The organism is Pandoraea pnomenusa (assembly GCF_000767615.3).
GTDB classification, from domain to species: domain Bacteria; phylum Pseudomonadota; class Gammaproteobacteria; order Burkholderiales; family Burkholderiaceae; genus Pandoraea; species Pandoraea pnomenusa.
This window is the reverse complement of record NZ_CP009553.3, coordinates 81,006-102,732: the sequence shown is the minus strand read 5'-3', so window position 1 is coordinate 102,732 and position 21,727 is coordinate 81,006. Positions and strand designations below refer to the sequence as shown.

The 21,727-nt window shown below is 64.0% G+C and carries 19 protein-coding genes; all 19 read right to left on the bottom strand.

Features of this window, described 5'->3' with window-relative positions; translation table 11 throughout:
• Positions 1–161: 161 nt before the first annotated feature.
• Positions 162–1,946 carry a methyl-accepting chemotaxis protein gene (locus LV28_RS24505; RefSeq protein ID WP_023598348.1) on the bottom strand — a complete coding sequence of 595 codons (1,785 nt, stop codon included), beginning with the start codon at positions 1,944–1,946 and terminating at the stop codon, positions 162–164.
• Between the two features lie 71 nt (positions 1,947–2,017).
• Positions 2,018–4,414, bottom strand: coding sequence for a methyl-accepting chemotaxis protein (locus LV28_RS49455; protein ID WP_048806486.1), 2,397 nt, complete (start codon positions 4,412–4,414; stop codon positions 2,018–2,020).
• Between the two features lie 112 nt (positions 4,415–4,526).
• Positions 4,527–5,042: a chemotaxis protein CheW gene (locus LV28_RS24495; RefSeq protein WP_023598346.1), complete on the bottom strand. Its 516-nt coding sequence runs from the start codon at positions 5,040–5,042 to the stop codon at positions 4,527–4,529.
• 17 nt (positions 5,043–5,059) lie between these two features.
• Complete coding sequence (cheA, locus tag LV28_RS24490; protein ID WP_038619282.1) at positions 5,060–7,297, bottom strand: chemotaxis protein CheA; 2,238 nt, start codon at positions 7,295–7,297, stop codon at positions 5,060–5,062.
• Positions 7,298–7,363: 66 nt separating this feature from the next.
• Positions 7,364–7,747 carry a response regulator gene (locus LV28_RS24485; RefSeq protein WP_023598344.1) on the bottom strand — a complete coding sequence of 128 codons (384 nt, stop codon included), beginning with the start codon at positions 7,745–7,747 and terminating at the stop codon, positions 7,364–7,366.
• A gap of 17 nt (positions 7,748–7,764) precedes the next feature.
• Positions 7,765–8,766, bottom strand: coding sequence for a flagellar motor protein MotB (gene motB, locus LV28_RS24480; protein WP_038619285.1), 1,002 nt, complete (start codon positions 8,764–8,766; stop codon positions 7,765–7,767).
• A 12-nt stretch (positions 8,767–8,778) separates the two neighbouring features.
• Positions 8,779–9,639 carry a flagellar motor stator protein MotA gene (gene motA / locus LV28_RS24475; RefSeq protein ID WP_023598342.1) on the bottom strand — a complete coding sequence of 287 codons (861 nt, stop codon included), beginning with the start codon at positions 9,637–9,639 and terminating at the stop codon, positions 8,779–8,781.
• Positions 9,640–9,756: 117 nt separating this feature from the next.
• Positions 9,757–10,353, bottom strand: a complete 597-nt coding sequence (flhC, locus tag LV28_RS24470; RefSeq protein ID WP_023598341.1) for a flagellar transcriptional regulator FlhC — start codon at positions 10,351–10,353, stop codon at positions 9,757–9,759.
• A gap of 66 nt (positions 10,354–10,419) precedes the next feature.
• Positions 10,420–10,737, bottom strand: a complete 318-nt coding sequence (flhD, locus tag LV28_RS24465; RefSeq protein ID WP_023598340.1) for a flagellar transcriptional regulator FlhD — start codon at positions 10,735–10,737, stop codon at positions 10,420–10,422.
• 612 nt (positions 10,738–11,349) lie between these two features.
• Positions 11,350–12,561 carry a Bcr/CflA family multidrug efflux MFS transporter gene (locus tag LV28_RS24460; protein ID WP_038619288.1) on the bottom strand — a complete coding sequence of 404 codons (1,212 nt, stop codon included), beginning with the start codon at positions 12,559–12,561 and terminating at the stop codon, positions 11,350–11,352.
• A gap of 113 nt (positions 12,562–12,674) precedes the next feature.
• Positions 12,675–14,393: an AMP-binding protein gene (locus tag LV28_RS24455; RefSeq protein ID WP_025250094.1), complete on the bottom strand. Its 1,719-nt coding sequence runs from the start codon at positions 14,391–14,393 to the stop codon at positions 12,675–12,677.
• Positions 14,394–14,753: 360 nt separating this feature from the next.
• Positions 14,754–15,170: a F0F1 ATP synthase subunit epsilon gene (locus tag LV28_RS24450; RefSeq protein WP_023598337.1), complete on the bottom strand. Its 417-nt coding sequence runs from the start codon at positions 15,168–15,170 to the stop codon at positions 14,754–14,756.
• A 146-nt stretch (positions 15,171–15,316) separates the two neighbouring features.
• The gene (atpD, locus tag LV28_RS24445; protein ID WP_023598336.1) at positions 15,317–16,708 is read right to left on the bottom strand and encodes a F0F1 ATP synthase subunit beta; all 1,392 of its coding nucleotides are present in this window, start codon (positions 16,706–16,708) and stop codon (positions 15,317–15,319) included.
• 61 nt (positions 16,709–16,769) lie between these two features.
• Positions 16,770–17,657, bottom strand: a complete 888-nt coding sequence (gene atpG, locus LV28_RS24440; RefSeq protein ID WP_023872640.1) for a F0F1 ATP synthase subunit gamma — start codon at positions 17,655–17,657, stop codon at positions 16,770–16,772.
• Between the two features lie 88 nt (positions 17,658–17,745).
• Positions 17,746–19,287, bottom strand: coding sequence for a F0F1 ATP synthase subunit alpha (gene atpA / locus LV28_RS24435; RefSeq protein ID WP_023598334.1), 1,542 nt, complete (start codon positions 19,285–19,287; stop codon positions 17,746–17,748).
• A gap of 50 nt (positions 19,288–19,337) precedes the next feature.
• Positions 19,338–19,868 carry a F0F1 ATP synthase subunit delta gene (locus LV28_RS24430; protein WP_023598333.1) on the bottom strand — a complete coding sequence of 177 codons (531 nt, stop codon included), beginning with the start codon at positions 19,866–19,868 and terminating at the stop codon, positions 19,338–19,340.
• Positions 19,869–19,870: 2 nt separating this feature from the next.
• Positions 19,871–20,341: a F0F1 ATP synthase subunit B gene (locus LV28_RS24425; protein WP_023598332.1), complete on the bottom strand. Its 471-nt coding sequence runs from the start codon at positions 20,339–20,341 to the stop codon at positions 19,871–19,873.
• A gap of 125 nt (positions 20,342–20,466) precedes the next feature.
• Positions 20,467–20,733: a F0F1 ATP synthase subunit C gene (atpE, locus tag LV28_RS24420; protein WP_010807762.1), complete on the bottom strand. Its 267-nt coding sequence runs from the start codon at positions 20,731–20,733 to the stop codon at positions 20,467–20,469.
• Positions 20,734–20,817: 84 nt separating this feature from the next.
• Positions 20,818–21,666 (bottom strand): F0F1 ATP synthase subunit A, encoded by an 849-nt coding sequence (gene atpB, locus LV28_RS24415; protein WP_023598331.1) that lies wholly within the window; start codon positions 21,664–21,666, stop codon positions 20,818–20,820.
• Positions 21,667–21,727 lie beyond the last annotated feature (61 nt).

Sequence of the window (21,727 nt, the reverse complement as noted above, 5' to 3'; positions counted from 1 at the left end):
CCCGCGGCCGCTTCGATGTGCGGCGCGCGAAGGCGCTTGTCTTGCTATTGTTGCCACTTGCCGACACGCATCTCGCCGGTCCGGACTGCGCCGGGCGAAACACGTGCACCGTTCCTGTAGGGTGTTGCCAGGGCGTCGCCTGCGCGACGCCCGTCATGCGATCAGAAGGTTTCCCAGTCGCCGTTCGCGTCGTCCGTCCCCGTGCGAGCAGCGGCTGGCGCGGCGGGTGCCGGCTTGCGTAGCGGCGCCGGTGCCGCCTTGGCCGTGGGCGCCGGGCCCGGCGTCGCAGCCGACGCGGCCGGTGCTGCCGGCGCTGCCGGCGCGGCCGCCTTCTTCACCGCCGGGCGCGCCGCGGGCAGCGCCGCCAGAGCGGGCGCCGCATGGGCCGACGCCGCTTGCGACGCATCCAGACGGAATACCGAAACGACCGACTTCAGGCGATTGGCCTGCTCTTCCATCGAGCCGGCCGCCGCCGCGGCTTCCTCGACCAGCGCGGCATTCTGCTGCGTGACTTCGTCCATCTGCGTGATCGCGCGGTTGACCTGCTCGATGCCGCTCGACTGTTCGGCCGACGCCGCCGAGATCTCGCCCATGATGTCCGTCACGCGTTTGACGGCCTGAACGATCTCGCCCATCGTCTGACCTTGCTGGGCGACGAGGCCCGTGCCGTCCTGCACGCGGCGCGCCGAATCTTCGATCAGCGCCTTGATTTCCTTGGCCGCCGCCGCGCTGCGCTGCGCCAGCGTACGCACTTCGCCCGCCACCACCGCGAAGCCACGACCCTGCTCGCCCGCGCGCGCCGCTTCCACCGCGGCATTGAGCGCCAGAATGTTGGTCTGGAAGGCGATGCCGTCGATCACGCTGATGATGTCGACGATCTTGTTCGAGCTGCTGGAGATACCCTCCATGGTCTCGCCAACCTGGCTCGACACCTGACCACCGCGCATGGCGATCTCGGAAGCGTTGACCGCGAGCTGGCTGGCCTGGCGCGCGTTGTCGGCGTTCTGGCGAACCGTCGCCGTGAGCTGCTCCATCGACGAGGCGGTTTCTTCCAGCGACGCGGCCTGCTGCTCGGTGCGCGCCGACAGATCGGTGTTGCCCGCGGCGATCTGCTGCGCGGCCGAGGTAATCGACTCGGTGCCGGAGCGCACTTCGGCCACCGTGCGCACAAGGCTTTCCTGCATGTGCTTCACGCCCTTGAACAGGCGGCCGGTCTCGGTGTCGTTCCACACGTCGATGCGCTGCGTGAGGTCACCGTTGGCGATCTTCTCGAAATGCTTGATGGCGTCGTCGATCGGACCGACGATGGCGCGCGTGAGCGTGATCTGCGTAATAAGGCCGACGATCAGGCCCAGGCCGAGGCCGATGCCGACCATCCACATCACCATCGTGTAGCGTGCCTGCGCCGCGAGATAGCGCGCTTCGGCGTTCTTCACCTGCAGGTCGGCCAGCGCCGTCATCGCCTTCGTGTAATCGGCGAACAGGCGCGGCACGTCCATCACCGTCTTGGCGTGGAAGTCGGGGATATCGCCGGATTCGATGGCCTTGAGCGCGGGCAGAATGCCTTCGTTGGTCACCTTGCCGCGTGCGGCGATGACGGCGTCGGCCAGTGGCTTTTCGCCCTCGCTCATCGGCAACGCGGCGTAATTGCCCCATGCGTCGTCCGCCTTCTTGAGGTTGATGCGTACGCTGTCGATCGCTGTCTTGATCTCGGTCGGGTCGGCAATGAACTCGATGCGAGAGAGCGTCACGCGCGCGGCCAGCGTCGAGATGGTGGTCTGCGCGAGCGAACGCGACGACGCCATGTCGTTGGAATAGATTTCCTGCAGCGAGGCGTTGCTCTGTCGCAGCGACACGAGGCCCACTGCGGCGCCGACGACCAGCAGCACCATGAAGAGTCCAAGCGCCAGCGTCAGCCGGGCCCGGATGGTGACATTCTTAAACATAACGACCTCTACCCCCTGAAGACCGGCTCATCGCCGGTGTATCCATCCCAACTTTCCGAATCAATCGACGGTCAAAATTCTTCCCAATCGCCCGGGTCGCTCGCCTTGACGCCTGAAGCTCCCCCTGCGGCCCCGCCCGCCGGCGCCTTGCCGCGACGCTCCGCCAGTTGCAGCACCTGGCCATCCGCGGCAGATGACGCCGACGGGGCCGGTGCGGCCGGTGCGGTGGAAGCCTGCGGACGGCGCGTGGCCGTGCGCGAAGCGCCGCCGCCCGCGCTCGCGCGGGCCGGTGCGGCGGCCGATGCCACCTGCGTTTTCGTTGCGACGCGCTTTGCCTGATGCGCCTGAGTGGCCTGAGTCGCCTGCACCGCACGGGGGGACGAATGCGCCGCCGCCGCGCCCGCCGCGCCCGCAGCGCCCGCAGCGCCGGTCGCCCCGGCCGCCTTGAGGCTGTCGCCTACGCGGAACACCGACACGGCGTCGCGCAGTCGATGCGCCTGGTCTTCCAGCGAGCCGGCCGCCGCCGCCGCTTCCTCGACCAGCGCCGCGTTCTGCTGCGTGACTTCGTCCATCTGCGTCACGGCGCGATTGACCTGCTCGATGCCGCCTGACTGCTCGGCCGACGCCGCCGAAATCTCGCCCATGATGTCGGTGACGCGCTGCACGGCCTGCACGATCTCGTCCATCGTCTTGCCGGCCTGCGCCACCAGCGCCGAGCCGTTTTCCACGCGCCCGACCGAGTCTTCGATGAGCACCTTGATTTCCTTGGCCGCCGCCGCGCTGCGCTGCGCCAGCGTGCGCACTTCGCCCGCCACCACCGCGAAGCCGCGACCCTGCTCGCCCGCGCGCGCCGCTTCCACCGCCGCATTGAGCGCCAGAATGTTGGTCTGGAAGGCAATGCCTTCGATCACGCTGATGATGTCGACGATCTTGTGCGAGCTCGACGAGATGCCCTGCATGGTGTCGACGACGTTGCCGACCACCTGGCCGCCGCGCGCGGCGATCTCCGAGGCATTGACGGCCAGCGCGCTCGCCTGCTTGGCGTTATCGGCGTTCTGCTTGACCGTGGCCGTGAGCTCTTCCATCGACGACGCCGTCTGTTCGAGCGACGCGGCCTGTTGCTCCGTGCGGGCGGAAAGATCGGTATTGCCCGCCGCAATCTCGCGCGAGGCGATGTTGATCGATTCGATGCCCTCGCGCACGTCCGAGACGATCGAGAGCAGGCTGTTCTTCATGACCGACAGTCCGAACAGCAATTGGCCGATCTCGTCGCGCCCCGTGCTCTCGGCCCTGCCGGTCAGGTCACCCGCGGCGATCTGCTTGGACATGGAGAGCGCAACGCGCAGCGGATGATTGATCGCGCGACGCAGGACGCTGCCGAGCAGGAACAGCACGACGATGCCGCCGACGACCGCGACGGCCGTCGCCACACGCACGACCGTGTGCTCCTTCTGCGCGTGCTGGTACAGATCGGTCGCCTGGGTGAGCTCGAGGCGCGTGAGCGCGTTGAGTTCGTCCCGCATCGGGCCGTAGGCCGGCTTCACTTTCTCCAGATACGTCTGCTGGGCGCCCTCGGCGGAACCGGCGCGCAGCATCTCCACCGTCTGCAGAAGACCGTCGGTGGTGAACCGCTGGCGGATCACGTCGAACCGCTCGGCCTGCGCCCGCGTGGCCGGATCGGCCGTCTTCATGTATTCCGCCCATTGGCGGTTGATGTCGTCGAGGCTGCTCGCGATCTCGTCGCCCGCGCGCTTCATCGCGTCGAGGTTCGGGCTGCCCACGGCTTCGGCCACGAGCAACACGTCGCGGTCGAGCTTCTGCCCGATCGTACCCAGCGTAGCCACCGGTACCATGCCGTTCTGATACACCCTGAGCAGCTTGTCGTTGCTGCTCGACACCCCCCACAGGCCGAGACCGCCGACCAGTGCGAGCAGAATCGCGCCGAGCACGATGATGCCGGTCAGGCGCGCGCGCAGCGTGTCCAGGCGGATCTTGCGCAGCAATGCGTGAATGCCGCCGCGCTCCACCTGTCCGCCGCGAATGCGCAGGTTGCCCGCCTGGCCGCTGCGAAAGCGCGCATAGATGGCTTCGGCCTGCGCCGTCGCCCCGGCTGCCGGGCGCACGCGCACGGACGTATACCCCACGACCGCGCCGTTATCCATCGTGGGCGTGACTGTCGCCAGCACCCAGTAGAAGTCGCCGTTCTTGCGGCGATTCTTGACCAGCCCGGTCCACGTGTCGCCGCGCTTGACCGTTTCCCAGAGATCGCCGAACGCTTCGGGCGGCATGTCCGGATGGCGTACGATGTTGTGCGGCGACCCCAGCAATTCCTCGCGCGAATAGCCACTCACCTCCACGAAGGCGGGATTCGCATACGTGATCCGCCCCTTCAGATCCGTCCGTGAGATCAGGTACTGATGCTCGCCGATGACGAATTCGTTCTGGGTAACGGGCTGGTTATCGCGCACTTGCTCGGTCTCCGTGGACGTTGGGTGAATGGGTTATGTCTGTGAGGTGGCGCCGCGGGTGTCTCGTCCCGCGCCGGCGTTCGACGTCATGCCGTCGGCGTCATCCGGTCGTTCAGCTCGCCAGACGCTCGATCAGCGCCATGTCCGAGCTGGTCATCAGCTTTTCGATGTCCATCAGGATCAGCATGCGGCCTTCGACCGTGCCCAGGCCCGTGATGTACTCGGTGGCCAGTTGCGCGCCGAACTCGGGGGCCGGCTTGATTTCGCCGCGTGCGAGCGTGAGCACGTCGGACACGCCGTCGACGACCATGCCGACCACGCGCCCCGCCACGTTCAGGATGATCACGACCGTTTGCGTGTCGTATTCCACGCGGCCCAGACGGAATTTGATGCGCATGTCCACGATCGGCACGATGATGCCGCGCAGATTGATCACACCCTTGATGAAATCCGGCGCATTGGCGATGCGCGTGACGGCGTCGTAGCCGCGAATTTCCTGCACTTTCAGAATGTCGATGCCGTACTCCTCCTCACCGAGCGTGAAGACGAGAAATTCCTGACCGTCGCCATCGGTCTGCATCGCGCCGCCCTGGCGCGACACGGCGTGCTCTTGCGAAAGGTTGTCCATCTGACGCGTCTCCGACTTCAGTTGAAGATCGTGGCCGCCGCCGAGCGCTGGCCGCGCTGGAGCGCCGCCACGTCGACGATCAATGCCACGCTGCCGTCACCCATGATGGTGGCGGCGGAAATACCGTGAATACGGCGGTAATTGGTTTCGAGGTTCTTCACCACGACCTGCTGCTGACCGACCAGCTCGTCGACGAGCAACGCGAAGCGGCGGCCTTCCGCCTGAAGGATCACGATGATCCCCTGCGTCGGGTCGAGGCGCGCATCGGGCACGTCGAACGCACGATGCAGCTCCACGAGCGGCAGGTACTCGCCTCGCACCAGCACGACCTGGCCTTCGCCCGTCACGGCGCGAATGTCGTCGCGGCGCGGCTGCAGCGACTCCATCACGAAGTTCAGCGGCAGGATGAAGATCTCCGGGCCGACCTTGACCGACATGCCGTCCAGAATGGCCAGCGTGAGCGGGAGCACGATGCGGATCGTGGTGCCCTTGCCGCGCGTGGACAGAATCTCGACGTGCCCGCCCATCTGCTGGATGTTGCGCTTGACGACGTCCATGCCCACGCCACGGCCCGACACGTCGGTCACCGCTTCGGCCGTGGAGAAGCCGGGCATGAAGATCAGTTGCCAGACTTCCTCGTCCGACATCGAATCCGAGACCGGCAGTCCTTGCTGCTGCGCCTTGGCAAGAATCTTTTCGCGACGCAGGCCCGCGCCGTCGTCGCTCACTTCGATCACGATATTGCCGCCCTGATGGGCCGCCGACAGCACCAGTTGGCCGACCGGGTCCTTGCCCGACGCCACGCGCAGTTCCGTGGTTTCGATGCCGTGATCGAGACTGTTGCGCACGAGGTGGGTGAGCGGATCGATGATGCGCTCGATCAGGCTCTTGTCGAGTTCGGTCGCCTGACCGAACGTCACGAGCTCGATCTGCTTGCCGAGCTTGGTCGCGAGATCGCGAACGAGGCGCGGGAAGCGCGAGAAGACGTAATCCATCGGCATCATGCGGATGGACATCACGGCTTCCTGCAGGTCGCGCGCGTTGCGCTCGAGCTGGCCCATGCCGTTGAACAGGCGATCGTGGAGCATCGGGTCGAGGCTGCTCGCCGTCTGGGCAAGCATGGCCTGCGTGATCACCAGTTCGCCCACGAGATTGATGAGCTGGTCGACCTTTTCCACGCCCACGCGAATCGAGCTGTTCTCGTGGCCTGCGGCGCCGCCGGCGGGTGCGGCGGCACGCTTTTCGGGCGGGTGCTGGGCACCGTTGCCATTTCCACTGCCGGCCTGCGTTGCGGGCGCGGCGGGCGGCACGACGATCGGTTCGGCGGCCGGCGGCGGGACGGGGGCTTCGATGGCGGGCGCCACGGGCGCGGCGGCGACCGGCGGCACTTCGGTCGGCGCGGCGGCCGCGGGCATTTGCGCGAAGATCTCGGACGACTGGACCGGTTCGACGGCCGGAGTTTCCGGGAGGGCGGCGGGTGCGGCGGCTTCGGCGGCTTCGGCGGCGGCGGCATCCTGCACATCGATCTGCGACGGCTCGATCACGAAGCAGCACACCGCGAGGATGTCGTCGGCGTCGCACGTCGTGTCGAGCCACAGATGCAGCGCGTTCTCGGTCGACTGACGGCCGGCCACCTGCCCCAGATTGCCGAGCTCCTCGGCGAGCAGTGCCTGGTCCTTCTCGCCCACACCGGTCAGCGTGACTTTCAGGCGTGTCTGGCCCGCCGGCACGGCGCTGGCCGGTGCACCGCTCGCCGTTGCGGCCGGGGCATCGCCCCCTGCGGCACCCGGCGCGGCGGCGGCCGGCGCAGCAGGTGCCGGCGCGGACGGCGCGGACGGCGCGAGGGGCGCGGCAGAGACCGGCGCACCGTTGCCTTCGGCCGCGAGCTGTTGAAGCACCGCGCAGATGCGCGTCATGGCCTCGGCATCGGGTTCACTGGAGGCGCGGTAGGCATTCAGCTGTTGATGCAACACGTCTTTGGTTTCCAGGAAGGTGTCGACCATCTCGGTGCGCAACTGCAGTTCGCCGCGACGGGCGCGGTCGAGCAGGTTTTCCAGCAGGTGAGTGGTCTCGGTGAGCGCGGTGAAGCCGAACGTCGCGGCGCCGCCCTTGATCGAATGGGCAGCGCGAAAAATCGCATTGAGCTGCTCGTTATCCGGCGCGCTCACGTCGAGTGCGAGCAGAAGGTGCTCCATCTCTGCGAGCAACTCTTCCGCTTCATCGAAAAAGGTCTGGTAGAACTGGGTGATATCCACCGGTTTCCTCGTCCTAACTTGGTTGTGCCATCGACGCCATCTCCATCTCCGCCGTCCGCGCCGTCGTCATGCGCCTGCGCCGACGAGTGACCCGACGACGTCGACGAGTGCTTCGGGGTCGACCGGCTTGATCAGCCAGCCGCTGGCGCCCGCTTCGCGGGCCGCCGTCTTGTATGCGCCGTCGACCTCGGTGGTGAGCACCAGGATCGGGGTTTCGGCAAACGCGTCGAGCCCGCGCAGCGCGCGAATGAGCGACAGGCCGTCCATGCCGGGCATGTGCTGGTCGGTCAGCACCAGATCGAACGCCGCTTGCGACGCGAGGGCCAGCGCTTCCTGTCCGTCGCGAGCGGTCGTCACGGCGTAGCCCGCTTCGTCGAGCGTGGCTGCCAGGATCTGGCGCATCGACGCGGAGTCGTCGACGGCGAGAATCGTGTTGCGAAGGGCCTGCATGCGTCTCCTCTTGTCGGTTATCGCGCTGCCGGCGTGGCGCCGGGCGCGGCCGGCGGCTCGGGCGGCACGGGCACGCTCGGCACAGCGGGCAGCGTTCCGTTCATGACGGCGTTCACCGCATCCATGCCGGCACCGCGCGCGTTTGCGGCGTCGATCGTCGGCTGGTCGCCTTCATGCCTGACCGACTGCTCGGCACGACGATTGAGCACGATGATGCTGATACGGCGATTGATCGGGTTGTAGGCGTTATCGCGATCGAGTGGCACGGTGGAGGCCAGCCCCACCACGCGCAACACCTTCTCGCCGTCGAGCCCGCCCGCGATCAGCTCGCGGCGCGAGGCGTTGGCGCGGTCGGCGGACAACTCCCAGTTGCTGTAGCTCTTGTCACCCTGTGCGTAGGCCGTGGCATCGGTGTGACCCGACAGGCTGATGCGGTTGGGCACGTCGTTGAGCGACTTGCCGATCTCGCGCAGGATGTCGCGCATGTACGGCTGCACCTGCGCGCTCGCATTGGCAAACATCGGGCGGTTCTGGTCGTCGACGATCTGGATGCGCAAACCTTCCGTCGTCACGTCGATCAGCAACTGCTTGCGGAATTGCCGCAGCGTGGGGTTATTTTCGATGGCTTTTTCAATGCGGGCCTTGAGTTCGCGCAAACGTTGCGCGTCGGCGCGCTCGGCCAGCTCGGCCGACATTGCCTGGCGCGACTTGACCTGGTCGCCGCGCGACTTCTGGCCGTCGGTGCGCGTGGTGTCGGTGCCGCCGCCGGGAATGACGCCGCTGTTGTCCGCCGCGTTGCGCCCGCCCATCAGGGCGACGGCCAGCGGCGTGCGGAAGTACTCGGCAATGCCCGTGAGTTCCTTGCTGGTCACGGAGCTGAGCAGCCACATCAGCAGGAAGAACGCCATCATGGCCGTCATGAAGTCGGCGTATGCGATCTTCCAGGCGCCGCCGTGATGCCCATGCCCGCCAGCCTTGCGGCGCTTGACGATGATGGGCCGCTCTTCTTTCTCGCTCATTGCTGCCGCCCGTCAACGTGCCTTGACCTGCCGCACGTGCTCTTCGAGCTCGGCGAACGACGGACGTACCGTGGAATACAGCACCTTGCGGCCGAATTCGACCGAGAGTGCCGGCGCGTACCCGTTCAGGCTCGCCAGCAGCGTGACCTTGATGCACTCGTAGAGCTTGACGGATTCATTGATGCGGTGCTCGATGAGCTGCGCCAGCGGCGAGATGAAACCATAGGCCAGCAGAATGCCGAGGAAAGTCCCCACGAGCGCCTGCGCGATCAGCGCCCCCAGCACCGCCGGGGGCTGGTCGGCCGACGCCATGGTGTGCACCACGCCCATCACCGCGGCCACGATGCCGAACGCCGGCATCGCATCGCCGGTCTTCTGCAGGCAGTGCGCGGGCACCTCGCCCTCGTGACGGTAGGTTTCGATTTCGTGATCCATCAGGTTCTCGATCTCGAACGCGTTCATGTTGCCGCTGACCATCAGACGCAGGTAATCGGTCAGGAACTCCATGATGCGCGGCTCGCCGAGAATGCGCGGATACTGCGAGAAGACCGGGCTCGATGCCGGGTCTTCCACGTCCCCCTCGATGGCGAGCATGCCGTCCTTGCGCGCCTTGGCGAGCAGCACGTACAGGAGCGCCATCAGCTCCATGTACAGCTCCTTGGTGTATTTCGAGCCCTTGAACAGCATCGGCAGCGCTTTCATCGTCGCCTTGATCGCCTTGCTGTTGTTGCCCACCACGAACGAGCCAACGCCCGCGCCACCGATGATCAGCAGCTCGGTCGGCTGAAACAGCGCGCCCAAGTGGCCTCCGCCAATGACGAAGCCGCCAAAGACCGATGCCAGAACGATGATGTAACCAATGACGACAAGCACTGCCGGATACCTCTCGCAAAAATACGTCTACGGAAAAATTCCTTCCTGTTCAGAGGGCTTAACGGCAGACACGCAGGGAAACTGTAGGGGGTGCGACCTCGTGACAAACCCGCCCTTTCAGGCGGCCAACGGGGAAATATCCGTGTCGGGCACGGACGTGGCCACGGCCGGCGCCAGGTCGGCGGCTTGCGCGTGCTTGGCCTTGCGGGTCTTGCCCGCGCGCGAAGGCGGTGCGCACAGTCCGCAGACGTACTGGCCGTGCGGCTCGTGGGCATGCGTGACGAAATGGCCGCCGCAGCGCGTGCAGGGCGTCATTTGCAGCATCTTGCTGTCGAAGAAGCGCACCAGGGTCCACGCCCGGGTGAAGCCGAGCACCGGCTCCCATCCGTGCAACTCCACATGCTCCAGGTACAGGCGGTAGGCCTTCACGATGGCCTCGATACCCTGGCATCCGCCGTACTGCACGAGGTGGCGGTAGATGTTGTGAAACAGCGACGAATGGATGTTCGGCAGCCATGTCACGAACCAGTCGGTCGAGAACGGCAGCATGCCCTTGGGCGGCGAGGCGCCCTTGAGTTCCTTGTACAGTTTGATGAGCCGGTCGCGGCTCAGGCTCGTTTCCGCTTCCAGGAGTTGGAGGCGGGCGCCGAGTTCGATCAATTCGATGGCCAGCTGGATCTCGCGGGCTTCGAGAACGACGCTTTTGGTACGCATGGTCAGGCTTTCCTGGCAAGTCACACGAGGCGCCACCCGCGGGGTGGCACAGTGTGCGTCGCGAACTTACCCGATCTGCTCGACGGGCTGGCCCGCCAAGAGAATCGAAGCATGAGACTGCTGCATACCCACGTCTTTCGCGCCATGCGTGAGGCTCGAGAGAATCACGTGGTCGTCGAATCGAAATCGGCACAGAAGCTGGTTCGACCCCGCGAACTTGACGAGCTGAGCCAGTGTGAGACTGCCGAGCACGTCGGCCAGTTGGTCGCTGATGCCCAGGCGGAACATCGCCGCCGCGCGGTCCTCTCGGATCAGGCGCTGAGCCAGGACAAGGTAGGAGAGATTCAATTCACGAATCTCGTTCAGTGTTTCGCTGTTTCGCATGCGGCCCCCCGGCGCAATGGATGAATCTGGCGGTACTACTGTTTATTCCCTCGCATTGTGGACAAGGGCGAAAGATAAAGAAATCGGAGAAAAACTACAGGGGGAAGCAAGAAAAGCGGAAGTTTTTTGTAGGAGTTTTTCCTACATTCAGGAGACGAGCGCTCCCTGCGACGCGTTTGGGGAAAACGGTCGGTTTCGACAGCGTGACGCTTCATGAAAATTTCACAAAGCTGCGCTTTACTACTTGACTGTATTTCGGCTGCATCGTGCCGAACTTTAGTCAACCTTGCAAAAAATTTCAGGGGGGCTCTGCAAGGTAGGTCTGGAGCGTACTTTGCCTATTACACAAACGCTGGAACAGTGCAATTACAAACTGTTACAGGTGTCGACCGGTACGCCGAATTCCCTGTTTGGAAGGAAAGCTCTCGAATCAGTTCCCCGATTGCCTCGGCGGTGTGGCGAAAACTGCAATTGGCCACCTGCGTCCTTCTTTCCGACGTCCGCGTCCCGGGTGACGATCACTGACATGGGAATATTGCCGCGTCGTCGTGAATCTCCCGCAAGCGATTGCCGGATCACCCGCGAATGGCGGTCGCCTCGCGGATCCGCACGTCACACAGTCCCGGACGCGGGCGGCGCATGCGCGCCCGCCCGGCGAATCAGCACGGTGTGGAAGCACCAGGACAGCACGCCGCACACCGCCATGACGGCCGCCATCGGCACCGCCGAGCGCGCGTGCAGCAGCCCCACCGCCGCACCAGCGCTGGCGGCCGCGAGGAACTGCAGCGCGCCCAGCAGCGCCGACGCCGCCCCGGCACGGTGATGCTGCCGATTCAGCGCCTCGGCGATGGCATTCGGCTGCGAGAATCCCAGACTCGTGACGTAGGCGAAGAGCGGCACCATCAGCATGACGAGCCCGCCCACGCCAAGCGCCGCCACCGCGAGCATCAGCAGGCCCAGCACCGCAACGAGATTGTTGGTACGACGCAACACGTCAGCCGGCCGGCGCGTACGCAGCAGATAGGCGTTGATCTGCGACCCGCCGATGATCCCGCACGCGTTCAGGCCGAACAGCCAGCCATAGTGTGCCGGATCGACGCCGTACAGGTTGATGAATACGAAGGGCGAGCCCGTGATGTAGGCGAACATGCCCGCCTGCGACACTCCGCCCGCGAGCGCATTGCCCATGAATTCCCGATCGCTCAGCAACGCGCCGTAGTTGTGCCATGCGGTCGCGAGCCAGTTGCGCGCCTGGCGGAGCGCCTGGCGGGTCTCGGGGAGCCAGTAGACGGACATCGCGAAGCATGCCGCGCCGAACACCGTCAGCCCCCAGAAGATCCACCGCCAGCCGACGAACATGAGCACCTGCCCGCCGACGAGCGGCGCGAGAATCGGCGCGGCGCCCATGATCAGCGTCATGCGCGAGAGCACGCGGGCCACCGTGCTCGTGTCGAACAGATCGCGGGCCATGGCGCGGGCGATAACGAAACACGCACAGCCACCCACCGCCTGAATGAAACGGCAAACGATCAGTGTCTCGATATTGGGCGCCAGCGCGCAACCCGCCGAGGCAAGCGTGTAAAGCGCCAGTCCGGCATACAGCGGACGCTTGCGCCCGTAGCGGTCGGCGAGCGGGCCGTGCAGCAACTGTCCCAGCCCCAGACCGATGAAGAACGACGCCAGCGAGAACTGCGCCGCCGCGTCGGTGGTATTCAGCTCCCGGGCGATGCTCGGGAGCGCGGGCAGATACATGTCGATCGACAACGAGCCGATGGCCGACAGAATGCCGAGAATGAAGACCGTGCGGAAGGTGTGGGATGGCATGGGCGAGACCTAGGGTAATCCCGAATGATACGGCATTACCCTCGGCTTCGCTCAAAAAATAAGCAGGCGCCCGCCCGTGCCGGGTCGCGCGCGGGGCACGCGGATGAGGTCCTTCAGGCCGTTTTCGCTTCCGAGAGTCCCAGCGATTCGACCATCTGTTCGCGCATGATGAACTTCTGCACCTTGCCCGTGACGGTCATCGGCATCTCGTCGACGAAGCGGATGTAGCGCGGAATCTTGTAGTGAGCGATCTGATCCTTGCAGAAGTCTCGGATGTCGTCCTCGGTGGCGCTCTGTCCCGGTTTGAGAATGATCCAGGCGCAGACCTCCTCGCCGTACTTGGCGTCGGGCACGCCGAAGACCTGAACGGCTTGCACCTTCGGATGGCGGAACAGAAATTCCTCGATCTCGCGCGGGTAGATGTTCTCGCCGCCGCGAATGAGCATGTCCTTCACCCGACCGACGATGTTGCAATAGCCCTCCTCGTCGAGCGTGGCGAGATCGCCGGTATGCATCCAGCCGTCGCGAATCGCTTCACGCGTACGCGGCTCGTCGTCCCAGTAGCCCAGCATCACCGAATAACCCTTGGTGCAGAGCTCGCCCTTCTCTCCGACCGGCACGATCTCGCCCGCGGCATCGACGAGCTTCACTTCGAGATGCGGCTGCACGCGCCCGACCGTCGTCACGCGCTTCTCGAGCGGGTCGGTGGTGGTCGTCTGAAACGACACCGGACTCGTCTCGGTCATGCCGTACGCGATGGTCACTTCGTTCATGTGCATCTGGCTGATGACCCGCTTCATCGTCTCGATCGGGCACGGCGAACCCGCCATGATGCCCGTGCGCAGCGACTCGAAATGGTAGTTGCCGAAATCCGGATGATCGAGTTGTGCGATAAACATGGTCGGCACGCCATGCAGGGCGGTACAGCTTTCCTCGGAGACCGCCGCCATCGTCGCCTTCGGATCGAACGCCTCCCCCGGGAACACCATCGTGGCGCCCGTCGATACACAGGCGAGCACGGCAAGCACCATGCCGAAGCAGTGATAGAACGGCACCGGAATGCACAGGCTGTCGCGCTCGGAGAAGCGCATCGCCATGGCGATGAACCGGCCGTTGTTGACGATGTTGTGATGCGTGAGCGTGGCGCCCTTCGGGTTGCCCGTCGTGCCGCTGGTGAACTGAATGTTGATGGGCTCGAAGCAGTCGAGTCCGTCGCAGATCGCACGCAGCGTGTCCAGGTCGGCATCCGCGCCGAGCGTGACCACATCGCTGAAATTCATCATGCCGGGCGTGACGCCCTGCCCCATGCGAATCACCGTGCGCAGCGTGGGCAGCTTCTCCGACTTCAGTTCGCCAGGCTTGCACACCGCCAGCTCCGGTGCCAGCACGTTGAGCATGTCGAGATAGCGCGACGTCTTGAACGACTCCGCGGCCACGAGCGCCTTGCAGCCCACCTTGTTGATCGCGTACTCCAGCTCGGCGAGCCGGTAAGCCGGGTTGATGTTCACGAGCACGAGTCCGACACGGGCGGTGGCGAACTGCGTGACCAGCCATTCGACACGGTTCGGCGACCAGATCCCGACCCGATCCCCCTTCTTGAGCCCCAACGCGACCAGTCCGGCAGCGAAGGTATCGACATGCGCGATGAACTCGCGCCACGTCCAGTCCACGCCCTGCTCGCGAAAGACCACCGCCTGCCGCTCCGGAAACTTCGCCGCGGTCTCGGCCAGCAAACCGAATACCGTCAACGTCGAAAGCGGTACGGTGGTATCACCCTTCACATACGACAGTCCATTACGAGGTACAACGCCCGCACCTTCCCGGCTTTCCATGCTTTGTCTCCTGAAGCAATGCTGAAGTGGCGAAATGCTGTCACGCGGCGCGGCCCGGCAATCGTCGTATCGACGACGAGGGGCGTGTCTCCATAACAATAGCGCGTCACGTTGGGTTGACGTTTACGTTAACGTAATTTCCAGAACGGAACGAGTGGGGATGGCCCTGAGTTGAGCGACGTCAACGAGTGGCGCGTGGCCGTGGGCACCCACAAAACAAAAGCCCCACGCACGTTCATGCATGGGGCTTTCTGTTCGCTCGACCGACGCGCACGACAGTATCGGAAGGATACGGTCCTGCGCTTCGACGCGCGTCGCGCGATGCGTCGACCTGGCGGTCGCCGCAACGGCGATTCGGATTTACTTCACCTTGCGCAGCTTCTGGATCGCAGCGAGTTGAGCGATCGCTTCGGCCAGTTCGGCCTGGGCAGTCGCGTACTCGATGTTCGATTCCTTGTTCGACAGCGCTTCTTCGGCGCGGCGCTTGGCTTCGGCAGCCTTCGCCTCGTCCAGATCCTTGCCGCGGATAGCGGTGTCGGCGAGCACGGTCACCGTGCCCGGTTGCACTTCGAGAATGCCGCCGGCCACGAAGACGAAGTCCTCGTTGCCTGCTTCGTCTTCGATGCGCACCGCGCCCGGCTTGATACGCGTGATCAGCGGTGTGTGGCCAGGCAGAATGCCCAGCTCGCCGGCTTCGCCCGGCAGCGCCACAAAGCGCGCCTTACCCGAGAAGATTTCTTCTTCCGCGCTGACGACGTCTACGTGAATGGTTGCCATAATCGCTCCCGTTGAGTGTGATGAAGCGGCAGGCGCGCCGGTCCGGACGCTGCCGTCCTCACCTCGCTACCCCGCCCCGCAACAGTCACCTGCCGGGATAGGGAGGCGTCTCTCGCGAGCCCCTCCGTCGCCCGGCACTCAACCGTTTACTGCATCTTCTTGGCTTTTTCGAACGCTTCGTCGATCGTGCCAACCATGTAGAACGCTTGCTCCGGCAGGTGGTCGCACTCACCGTCGACGATCATCTTGAAGCCGCGGATCGTTTCCTTGAGCGGGACATACTTGCCCGGCGAGCCCGTGAACACTTCCGCCACGTGGAACGGCTGCGACAGGAAACGCTGGATCTTACGCGCGCGGGCCACGGCGAGCTTGTCGTCCGGCGACAGTTCGTCCATCCCCAGAATCGCGATGATGTCGCGCAGTTCCTTGTAACGCTGCAGCGTCGATTGCACGCGACGGGTCACCGTGTAGTGCTCTTCGCCAATCACGTTCGGGTCGATCTGACGCGAGGTCGAGTCGAGCGGATCGACGGCCGGGTAGATACCCAGCGAGGCGATGTCACGCGAAAGCACGACGGTGGCGTCCAAGTGACCGAAGGTGGTCGCCGGCGACGGATCGGTCAAGTCATCGGCAGGCACGTACACGGCTTGCACCGACGTGATCGAGCCAGTCTTGGTCGACGTAATACGCTCTTGCAGCTTGCCCATTTCTTCAGCCAGCGTCGGCTGATAGCCCACGGCCGACGGCATACGGCCGAGCAGTGCCGACACTTCGGTACCGGCCAGCGTGAAACGGTAGATGTTGTCCACGAAGAACAGCACGTCGCGACCTTCGTCACGGAAGTGCTCGGCCATCGTCAGGCCGGTCAGCGCCACGCGCAGACGGTTGCCCGGCGGCTCGTTCATCTGGCCGTACACCAGCGCGACCTTGTCCAGAACGTTCGAGTCCTTCATTTCGTGGTAGAAGTCGTTCCCTTCACGGGTACGCTCGCCCACGCCGGCAAACACCGAATAACCGCCGTGTTCCTTGGCGATGTTATTGATGAGCTCCATCATGTTCACGGTCTTGCCCACACCGGCGCCACCGAACAGACCCACCTTGCCGCCCTTGGCGAACGGGCAGATCAGATCGATAACCTTGATGCCGGTTTCGAGCAGTTCCGTCGACGGCGACAGCTCGTCGAATGCCGGAGCCTTCTGGTGGATCGAACGGGTGTGATCCTTGGCGATCGGACCGGCTTCGTCGATCGGACGACCCAGCACGTCCATGATGCGACCCAGCGTCGGCTTGCCGACCGGCACGGTGATCGGCAGACCCGAGTTCTGCACGGTCATGCCGCGGCGCAGGCCTTCGGACGAACCCAGACAAATGGTGCGGACCACGCCGTCGCCCAGCTGCTGCTGGACTTCGAGCGTGAGCTCCGAACCTTCCATGGTGAGCGCGTCGTAGATCTTCGGCATGCTGTCGCGCGGGAATTCCACGTCGATAACGGCGCCGATGCACTGTACGATCTTGCCTTCAATCAAAGCAGTACTCATCGCTTTTCCTTTAGATACTCAAATTCATTTCGCCTGACGGCGCATCGGCCCGTGCCACCGCTTACACTGCGGCGGCGCCACCCACGATTTCGGACAGTTCCTTCGTGATCGCTGCTTGACGGCCCTTGTTGTAGACCATCTGCAATTCGCCGATCACGGTCTTCGCGTTGTCCGACGCGGCCTTCATGGCCACCATACGGGCAGACTGTTCCGACGCCATGTTCTCCGCGACTGCCTGATACACCACGGCTTCGACGTAGCGCACCAGCAGGGCATCGACGACCGTCTTCGCATCCGGTTCGTAGATGTAGTCCCACGAATGCTGTGCCGGCACCGCGCTCGCTTCTTCCGATTCGCCCTGGAGCTTCTCGGGCAGCGGCAGCAGTTGCTCCACCACGGCTTCCTGCTTCATCGTGTTGACGAAGCGGTTGTAGGCCAGGTACACGGCGTCGAGCTTGCCTTCGGCGTACGCGTCGAGCTGAAGCTTCACCGCACCGATCAGCTTGTCCAGATGCGGGGTGTCGCCCAGTTGCACGACATGCGAAACCACCTTGGCGCCGATGCGGTTCAGGAAGCCGAAGCCCTTGCCGCCGATGGCGGTGGCCTCGATCTTCAGGCCCTGCGCTTCGATGTCCTTCATCTTGGCCACCACGGCACGCAGCACGTTGGTGTTCAAGCCGCCGCACAGACCCTTGTCCGTCGTGACCACGATGACGCCGGCCGCTTTCGCGTCGGCATGCTTCACCATGAACGGGTGGTGGTATTCCGGATTCGCCTGCCCCATATGCGCGGCGATCTGGCGCACCTTGTCAGCGTACGGCCGGGCATGACGCATGCGTTCCTGCGCCTTGCGCATCTTCGACGCGGCCACCATTTCCATGGCCTTGGTGATCTTGCGCGTGTTCTGCACGCTCTTGATCTTGCCGCGAATTTCCTTCATTCCAGCCATTGCTTACTCCTTGTCTCGGCGCGACATCCGCTCTTGCCTGAACATCGCGCCTTCCCGGGTCCGTTGAATAGTTGCCGATTCAACCGGATTAGTAAGCGCCGGTCTTCTTGAAGTCCTTGATCGCAGCGTGCAGGGCGGCTTCGTCGTCCTTCGAGAGATCCTTCGTCTCTTCGATACGGCCGATGAGCGCACCGTGGCTGGTCTTCAGAACTTCGCGCAGACCCTTTTCGAACGGCAGCACCTGAGCGATGTCGAGATCATCCAGATAGCCGTTGTTGGCGGCGAACAGCGACACAGCGAGTTCCCACACTTGCAGCGGCGCGAATTGCGGCTGCTTGAGCAGTTCCGTCACGCGGCGGCCGCGCTCGAGCTGCTTGCGGGTCGCTTCGTCCAGATCCGAGGCGAACTGCGCGAACGCAGCCAGCTCACGGTACTGTGCGAGGTCGGTACGAATACCGCCCGAGAGCTTCTTGATGACCTTCGTCTGCGCCGCACCACCCACACGCGACACCGAGATACCGGCGTTGATTGCCGGACGGATGCCCGCGTTGAACAGGTCGGTTTCCAGGAAGATCTGGCCGTCGGTAATCGAGATCACGTTCGTCGGAACGAACGCGGTCACGTCGCCAGCTTGCGTTTCGATGATCGGCAGTGCCGTCAGCGAGCCGCTTTGGCCCTTGATTTCGCCGTTGGTGAACTTCTCGACGTACTCTTCCGAGACGCGAGCCGCACGTTCGAGCAGGCGCGAGTGCAGGTAGAACACGTCGCCAGGGTAGGCTTCACGGCCCGGCGGACGACGCAGCAGCAGCGAGATCTGACGATAGGCCCAGGCTTGCTTGGTCAAGTCGTCGTAAATGATCAGCGCGTCTTCACCGCGGTCGCGGAAGTATTCGCCCATCGTGCAACCGGCGTACGGTGCGATGAACTGCATGGCTGCCGAGTCCGACGCCGTGGCGGTCACGATGATCGTGTATTCCATCGCGCCGTGCTCTTCGAGCTTGCGCACCACGTTCATGATCGACGAGGCCTTCTGACCGATCGCAACGTACACGCAGGTCACGCCCTTGCCTTTCTGCGAGATGATCGTGTCGATCGCCACGGCGGTCTTACCCGTCTGACGGTCGCCAATGATCAGTTCGCGCTGGCCACGGCCGATCGGCACCATGGCGTCGATCGCCTTGGTACCGGTTTGCAGCGGTTGCGACACCGACTTACGCCAGATCACGCCCGGAGCGATCTTTTCGATGGCATCGGTTTGCTTGGCGTTGATCGGACCCTTGCCGTCGATCGGCTGGCCCAGTGCGTCAACGACGCGGCCCTTCAGTTCCGGGCCGACCGGCACTTCCAGAATGCGGCCCGTGCACTTGACGGTGTCGCCTTCCGAGATGTGCTCGTATTCGCCCAGAATCACGGCGCCGACGGAGTCGCGCTCGAGGTTCAGTGCCAGACCGAACGTATTGCCCGGGAATTCCAGCATTTCGCCCTGCATCACGTCCGACAGGCCGTGAATGCGGCAGATACCGTCGGTCACCGAGATCACGGTGCCTTCGTTACGGACTTCGGCGCCGCTCTCGAGACCTTGAATCCGGCTCTTGATCAGTTCGCTGATTTCAGAGGGATTGAGTTGCATATGTGCTCCTGATATTCAATTCTTGCCGTCGCAGGCGCTTCGCGCCGGCCTCAGGCCGTCAGCGACGTCCGCATAGCCGCCAGGCGGGCGCGCACCGAAGTGTCCAGCACCTCGTCGCCAACCACCACACGCACGCCGCCGATGAGCGACGGATCCACCGTCACCGTCGGGTTGAGCTTGCAGCCGAACTTGTGCTCGAGGCCCTTGACCAGCGAGGTCAGTTGCTCGCCTTCGAGCGGGAAGGCGCTTTCGATCGTGGCATCCGCCGAACCGGCGGCGGCGTTTTTCAACGCCTCGAACTGTTCGGCGATTTCCGGCATGGCCGCGAGACGACCGTTGTCGACCACGGCGGCGACGAAGTTGCGCACTTCGGCGTCGGTCGATTTCACGGCGGCGGTCAGCACGTCGACGACTTGCGCCGGCGTAACTTTCGGATCGTCGGCCAGGTTGGCCACTTCAGGCAGCGCTGCCACTTGCGCCAGTTCACGCACCAGCGCCGACCAGCGATTCAGGTCGCCGGACTTGGCCACGCGGAACAACGCCTCGGCGTACGGACGAGCGATGGTTGCGAGTTCGGCCATGATCAGAGCTCTGCCTTGAGTTGGTTCAGCAGGTCGGCGTGGGCCTTGGCGTCGACTTCACGCTTCAGGATCTGCTCGGCGCCCTTGACGGCCAGACCGGCAACTTCCTCGCGCAGCGATTCACGGACCTTGACGGCCTGGTTCTCGGCTTCGGCTTTGGCGTTGGCGATGATGCGCGCGGCTTCGGCTTGCGCCTGGGCCTTGATCTCGTCGGCCACGGCCACGGCGCGCTTCTCGGCGTCGGCAATACGCTTCGCGCCTTCGTCGCGGGCTTCCGCGAGGGCTTGCGTGGAGCGCTTGTTGGCGGCCTCGAGTTCGGCCTTGCCCTTGTCGGCGGCAGCCAGACCGTCAGCGATTTTCTTCGCGCGTTCGTCGATAGCCTTGATCAGCGGCGGCCACACGAACTTCATCGTGAACCATGCCAGGATCAGAAACACGACGGTTTGCGCGAACAGAGTTGCGTTTATGTTCACGGTGTTTCCTTTCGGTGATGCGAGTCGATTGGCAAAACAGCGCGCCCCAATGTGCCAGCTGGCTTGGGCGCGCCGTTCATGTCCAGTGGGCCGCGCGGATCATTGCGCGACCGGCCGAAAGAAACTTAAGCGAGCTTCGACAGCAGCGGGTTCGCGAACGCGAACAGCATGGCAACACCCACGCCGATCAGGAATGCCGCGTCGATCAGGCCGGCCAGCAGGAACATCTTCGTTTGCAGCGGGTTCATCAGCTCGGGCTGACGGGCGCACGCTTCGATGTACTTGCCGCCCATCAGCGCGATACCCAGACAGGCGCCAATAGCACCCAGACCGATGATGATGCCGATACCGATGGCGGTCAGACCCTGGATGTTGGCGATGAAAGCTTGCATGATTACTCCTTTTGGTTAGAGACTTGAAACTTTAAATATGAAAAACCGAAAAACCGGGAAACACGTGACTACCGCAACAACCGATCAGTGATGGTCGTGCGCCTGGCCGATATACACCAGCGTGAGCATCATCATGATGAACGCCTGGAGCAACACGATCAGGATGTGGAAAATCGCCCATGCGGTGCCGGCAATGACGTGGCCGACAAAACCCAGCACCGACGCATCTGCGCCAAAGCTCCAGATACCGCCCAGCAGGGCGATCAGCAGGAACACCAGTTCGCCGGCGTACATATTGCCGAACAGTCGCATACCGAGCGACACGGTCTTGGCACAGAATTCGATGATGTTGAGCAGCAGGTTCGGGATCCACAGCAGGAAGTGGTTGCCGAACGGTGCGGTGAACAGCTCGTGCATGAAGCCGCCCGCGCCCTTGATCTTGAAGCTGTAGAACAGCATCAGGATCAGCACGCCGACAGAGATGCCGAGCGTGCCGTTGAGGTCGGCCGTCGGCACGATGCGGTGATGCGTGATGATGGAGTCGAGACCCACCCAGCTGATGATCTTCGACGGCAGGTCGACCGGCAGCAAATCGAGCGAGTTCATGAGCGCGACCCAGACGAACACGGTCAGCGCGAGCGGTGCGATGAAGGCACGATTGCCGTGCACGATGCTCTTCGACTGGTCTTCCACCATTTCGACGAGCATTTCGACCGCGGCCTGGAAACGGCCGGGCACGCCCGACGTTGCCTTGCGGGCAGCCAACCACAGCAGGAAGCAGCCGAGGACGCCCATGGCGATCGACCAGAACATCGTGTCCCAGTTGATGATCGAAAAATCGACGATGCTAGTCTGATGCGAGCTCGCGAGGTTCTGCAGGTGGTGCGAAATGTACTCCGACGGGTTCGGAGCGTGGCCGGCTTCTACTGACATAGCGATCAAACACCCAATTATGAAAATCCGCACACGTAGCGTGTCGACGCGTGAGCGGTTC

Bases quoted from the DNA above. Each gene is read 5' to 3' on its own strand.
- LV28_RS24450 (WP_023598337.1), bottom strand. From the start codon at position 15,170: ATGGCAACCATTCACGTAGACGTCGTCAGCGCGGAAGAAGAAATCTTC.
- motB (WP_038619285.1), bottom strand. From the start codon at position 8,766: ATGAGCGAGAAAGAAGAGCGGCCCATCATCGTCAAGCGCCGCAAGGCT.
- atpD (WP_023598336.1), bottom strand. From the start codon at position 16,708: ATGAGTACTGCTTTGATTGAAGGCAAGATCGTACAGTGCATCGGCGCC.
- LV28_RS24495 (WP_023598346.1), bottom strand. From the start codon at position 5,042: ATGGACAACCTTTCGCAAGAGCACGCCGTGTCGCGCCAGGGCGGCGCG.
- atpE (WP_010807762.1), bottom strand. From the start codon at position 20,733: ATGCAAGCTTTCATCGCCAACATCCAGGGTCTGACCGCCATCGGTATC.
- LV28_RS24430 (WP_023598333.1), bottom strand. From the start codon at position 19,868: ATGGCCGAACTCGCAACCATCGCTCGTCCGTACGCCGAGGCGTTGTTC.
- LV28_RS24460 (WP_038619288.1), bottom strand. From the start codon at position 12,561: ATGCCATCCCACACCTTCCGCACGGTCTTCATTCTCGGCATTCTGTCG.
- atpG (WP_023872640.1), bottom strand. From the start codon at position 17,657: ATGGCTGGAATGAAGGAAATTCGCGGCAAGATCAAGAGCGTGCAGAAC.
- flhD (WP_023598340.1), bottom strand. From the start codon at position 10,737: ATGCGAAACAGCGAAACACTGAACGAGATTCGTGAATTGAATCTCTCC.
- atpA (WP_023598334.1), bottom strand. From the start codon at position 19,287: ATGCAACTCAATCCCTCTGAAATCAGCGAACTGATCAAGAGCCGGATT.
- LV28_RS24455 (WP_025250094.1), bottom strand. From the start codon at position 14,393: ATGGAAAGCCGGGAAGGTGCGGGCGTTGTACCTCGTAATGGACTGTCG.
- atpB (WP_023598331.1), bottom strand. From the start codon at position 21,666: ATGTCAGTAGAAGCCGGCCACGCTCCGAACCCGTCGGAGTACATTTCG.
- LV28_RS24505 (WP_023598348.1), bottom strand. From the start codon at position 1,946: ATGTTTAAGAATGTCACCATCCGGGCCCGGCTGACGCTGGCGCTTGGA.
- LV28_RS24485 (WP_023598344.1), bottom strand. From the start codon at position 7,747: ATGCAGGCCCTTCGCAACACGATTCTCGCCGTCGACGACTCCGCGTCG.
- flhC (WP_023598341.1), bottom strand. From the start codon at position 10,353: ATGCGTACCAAAAGCGTCGTTCTCGAAGCCCGCGAGATCCAGCTGGCC.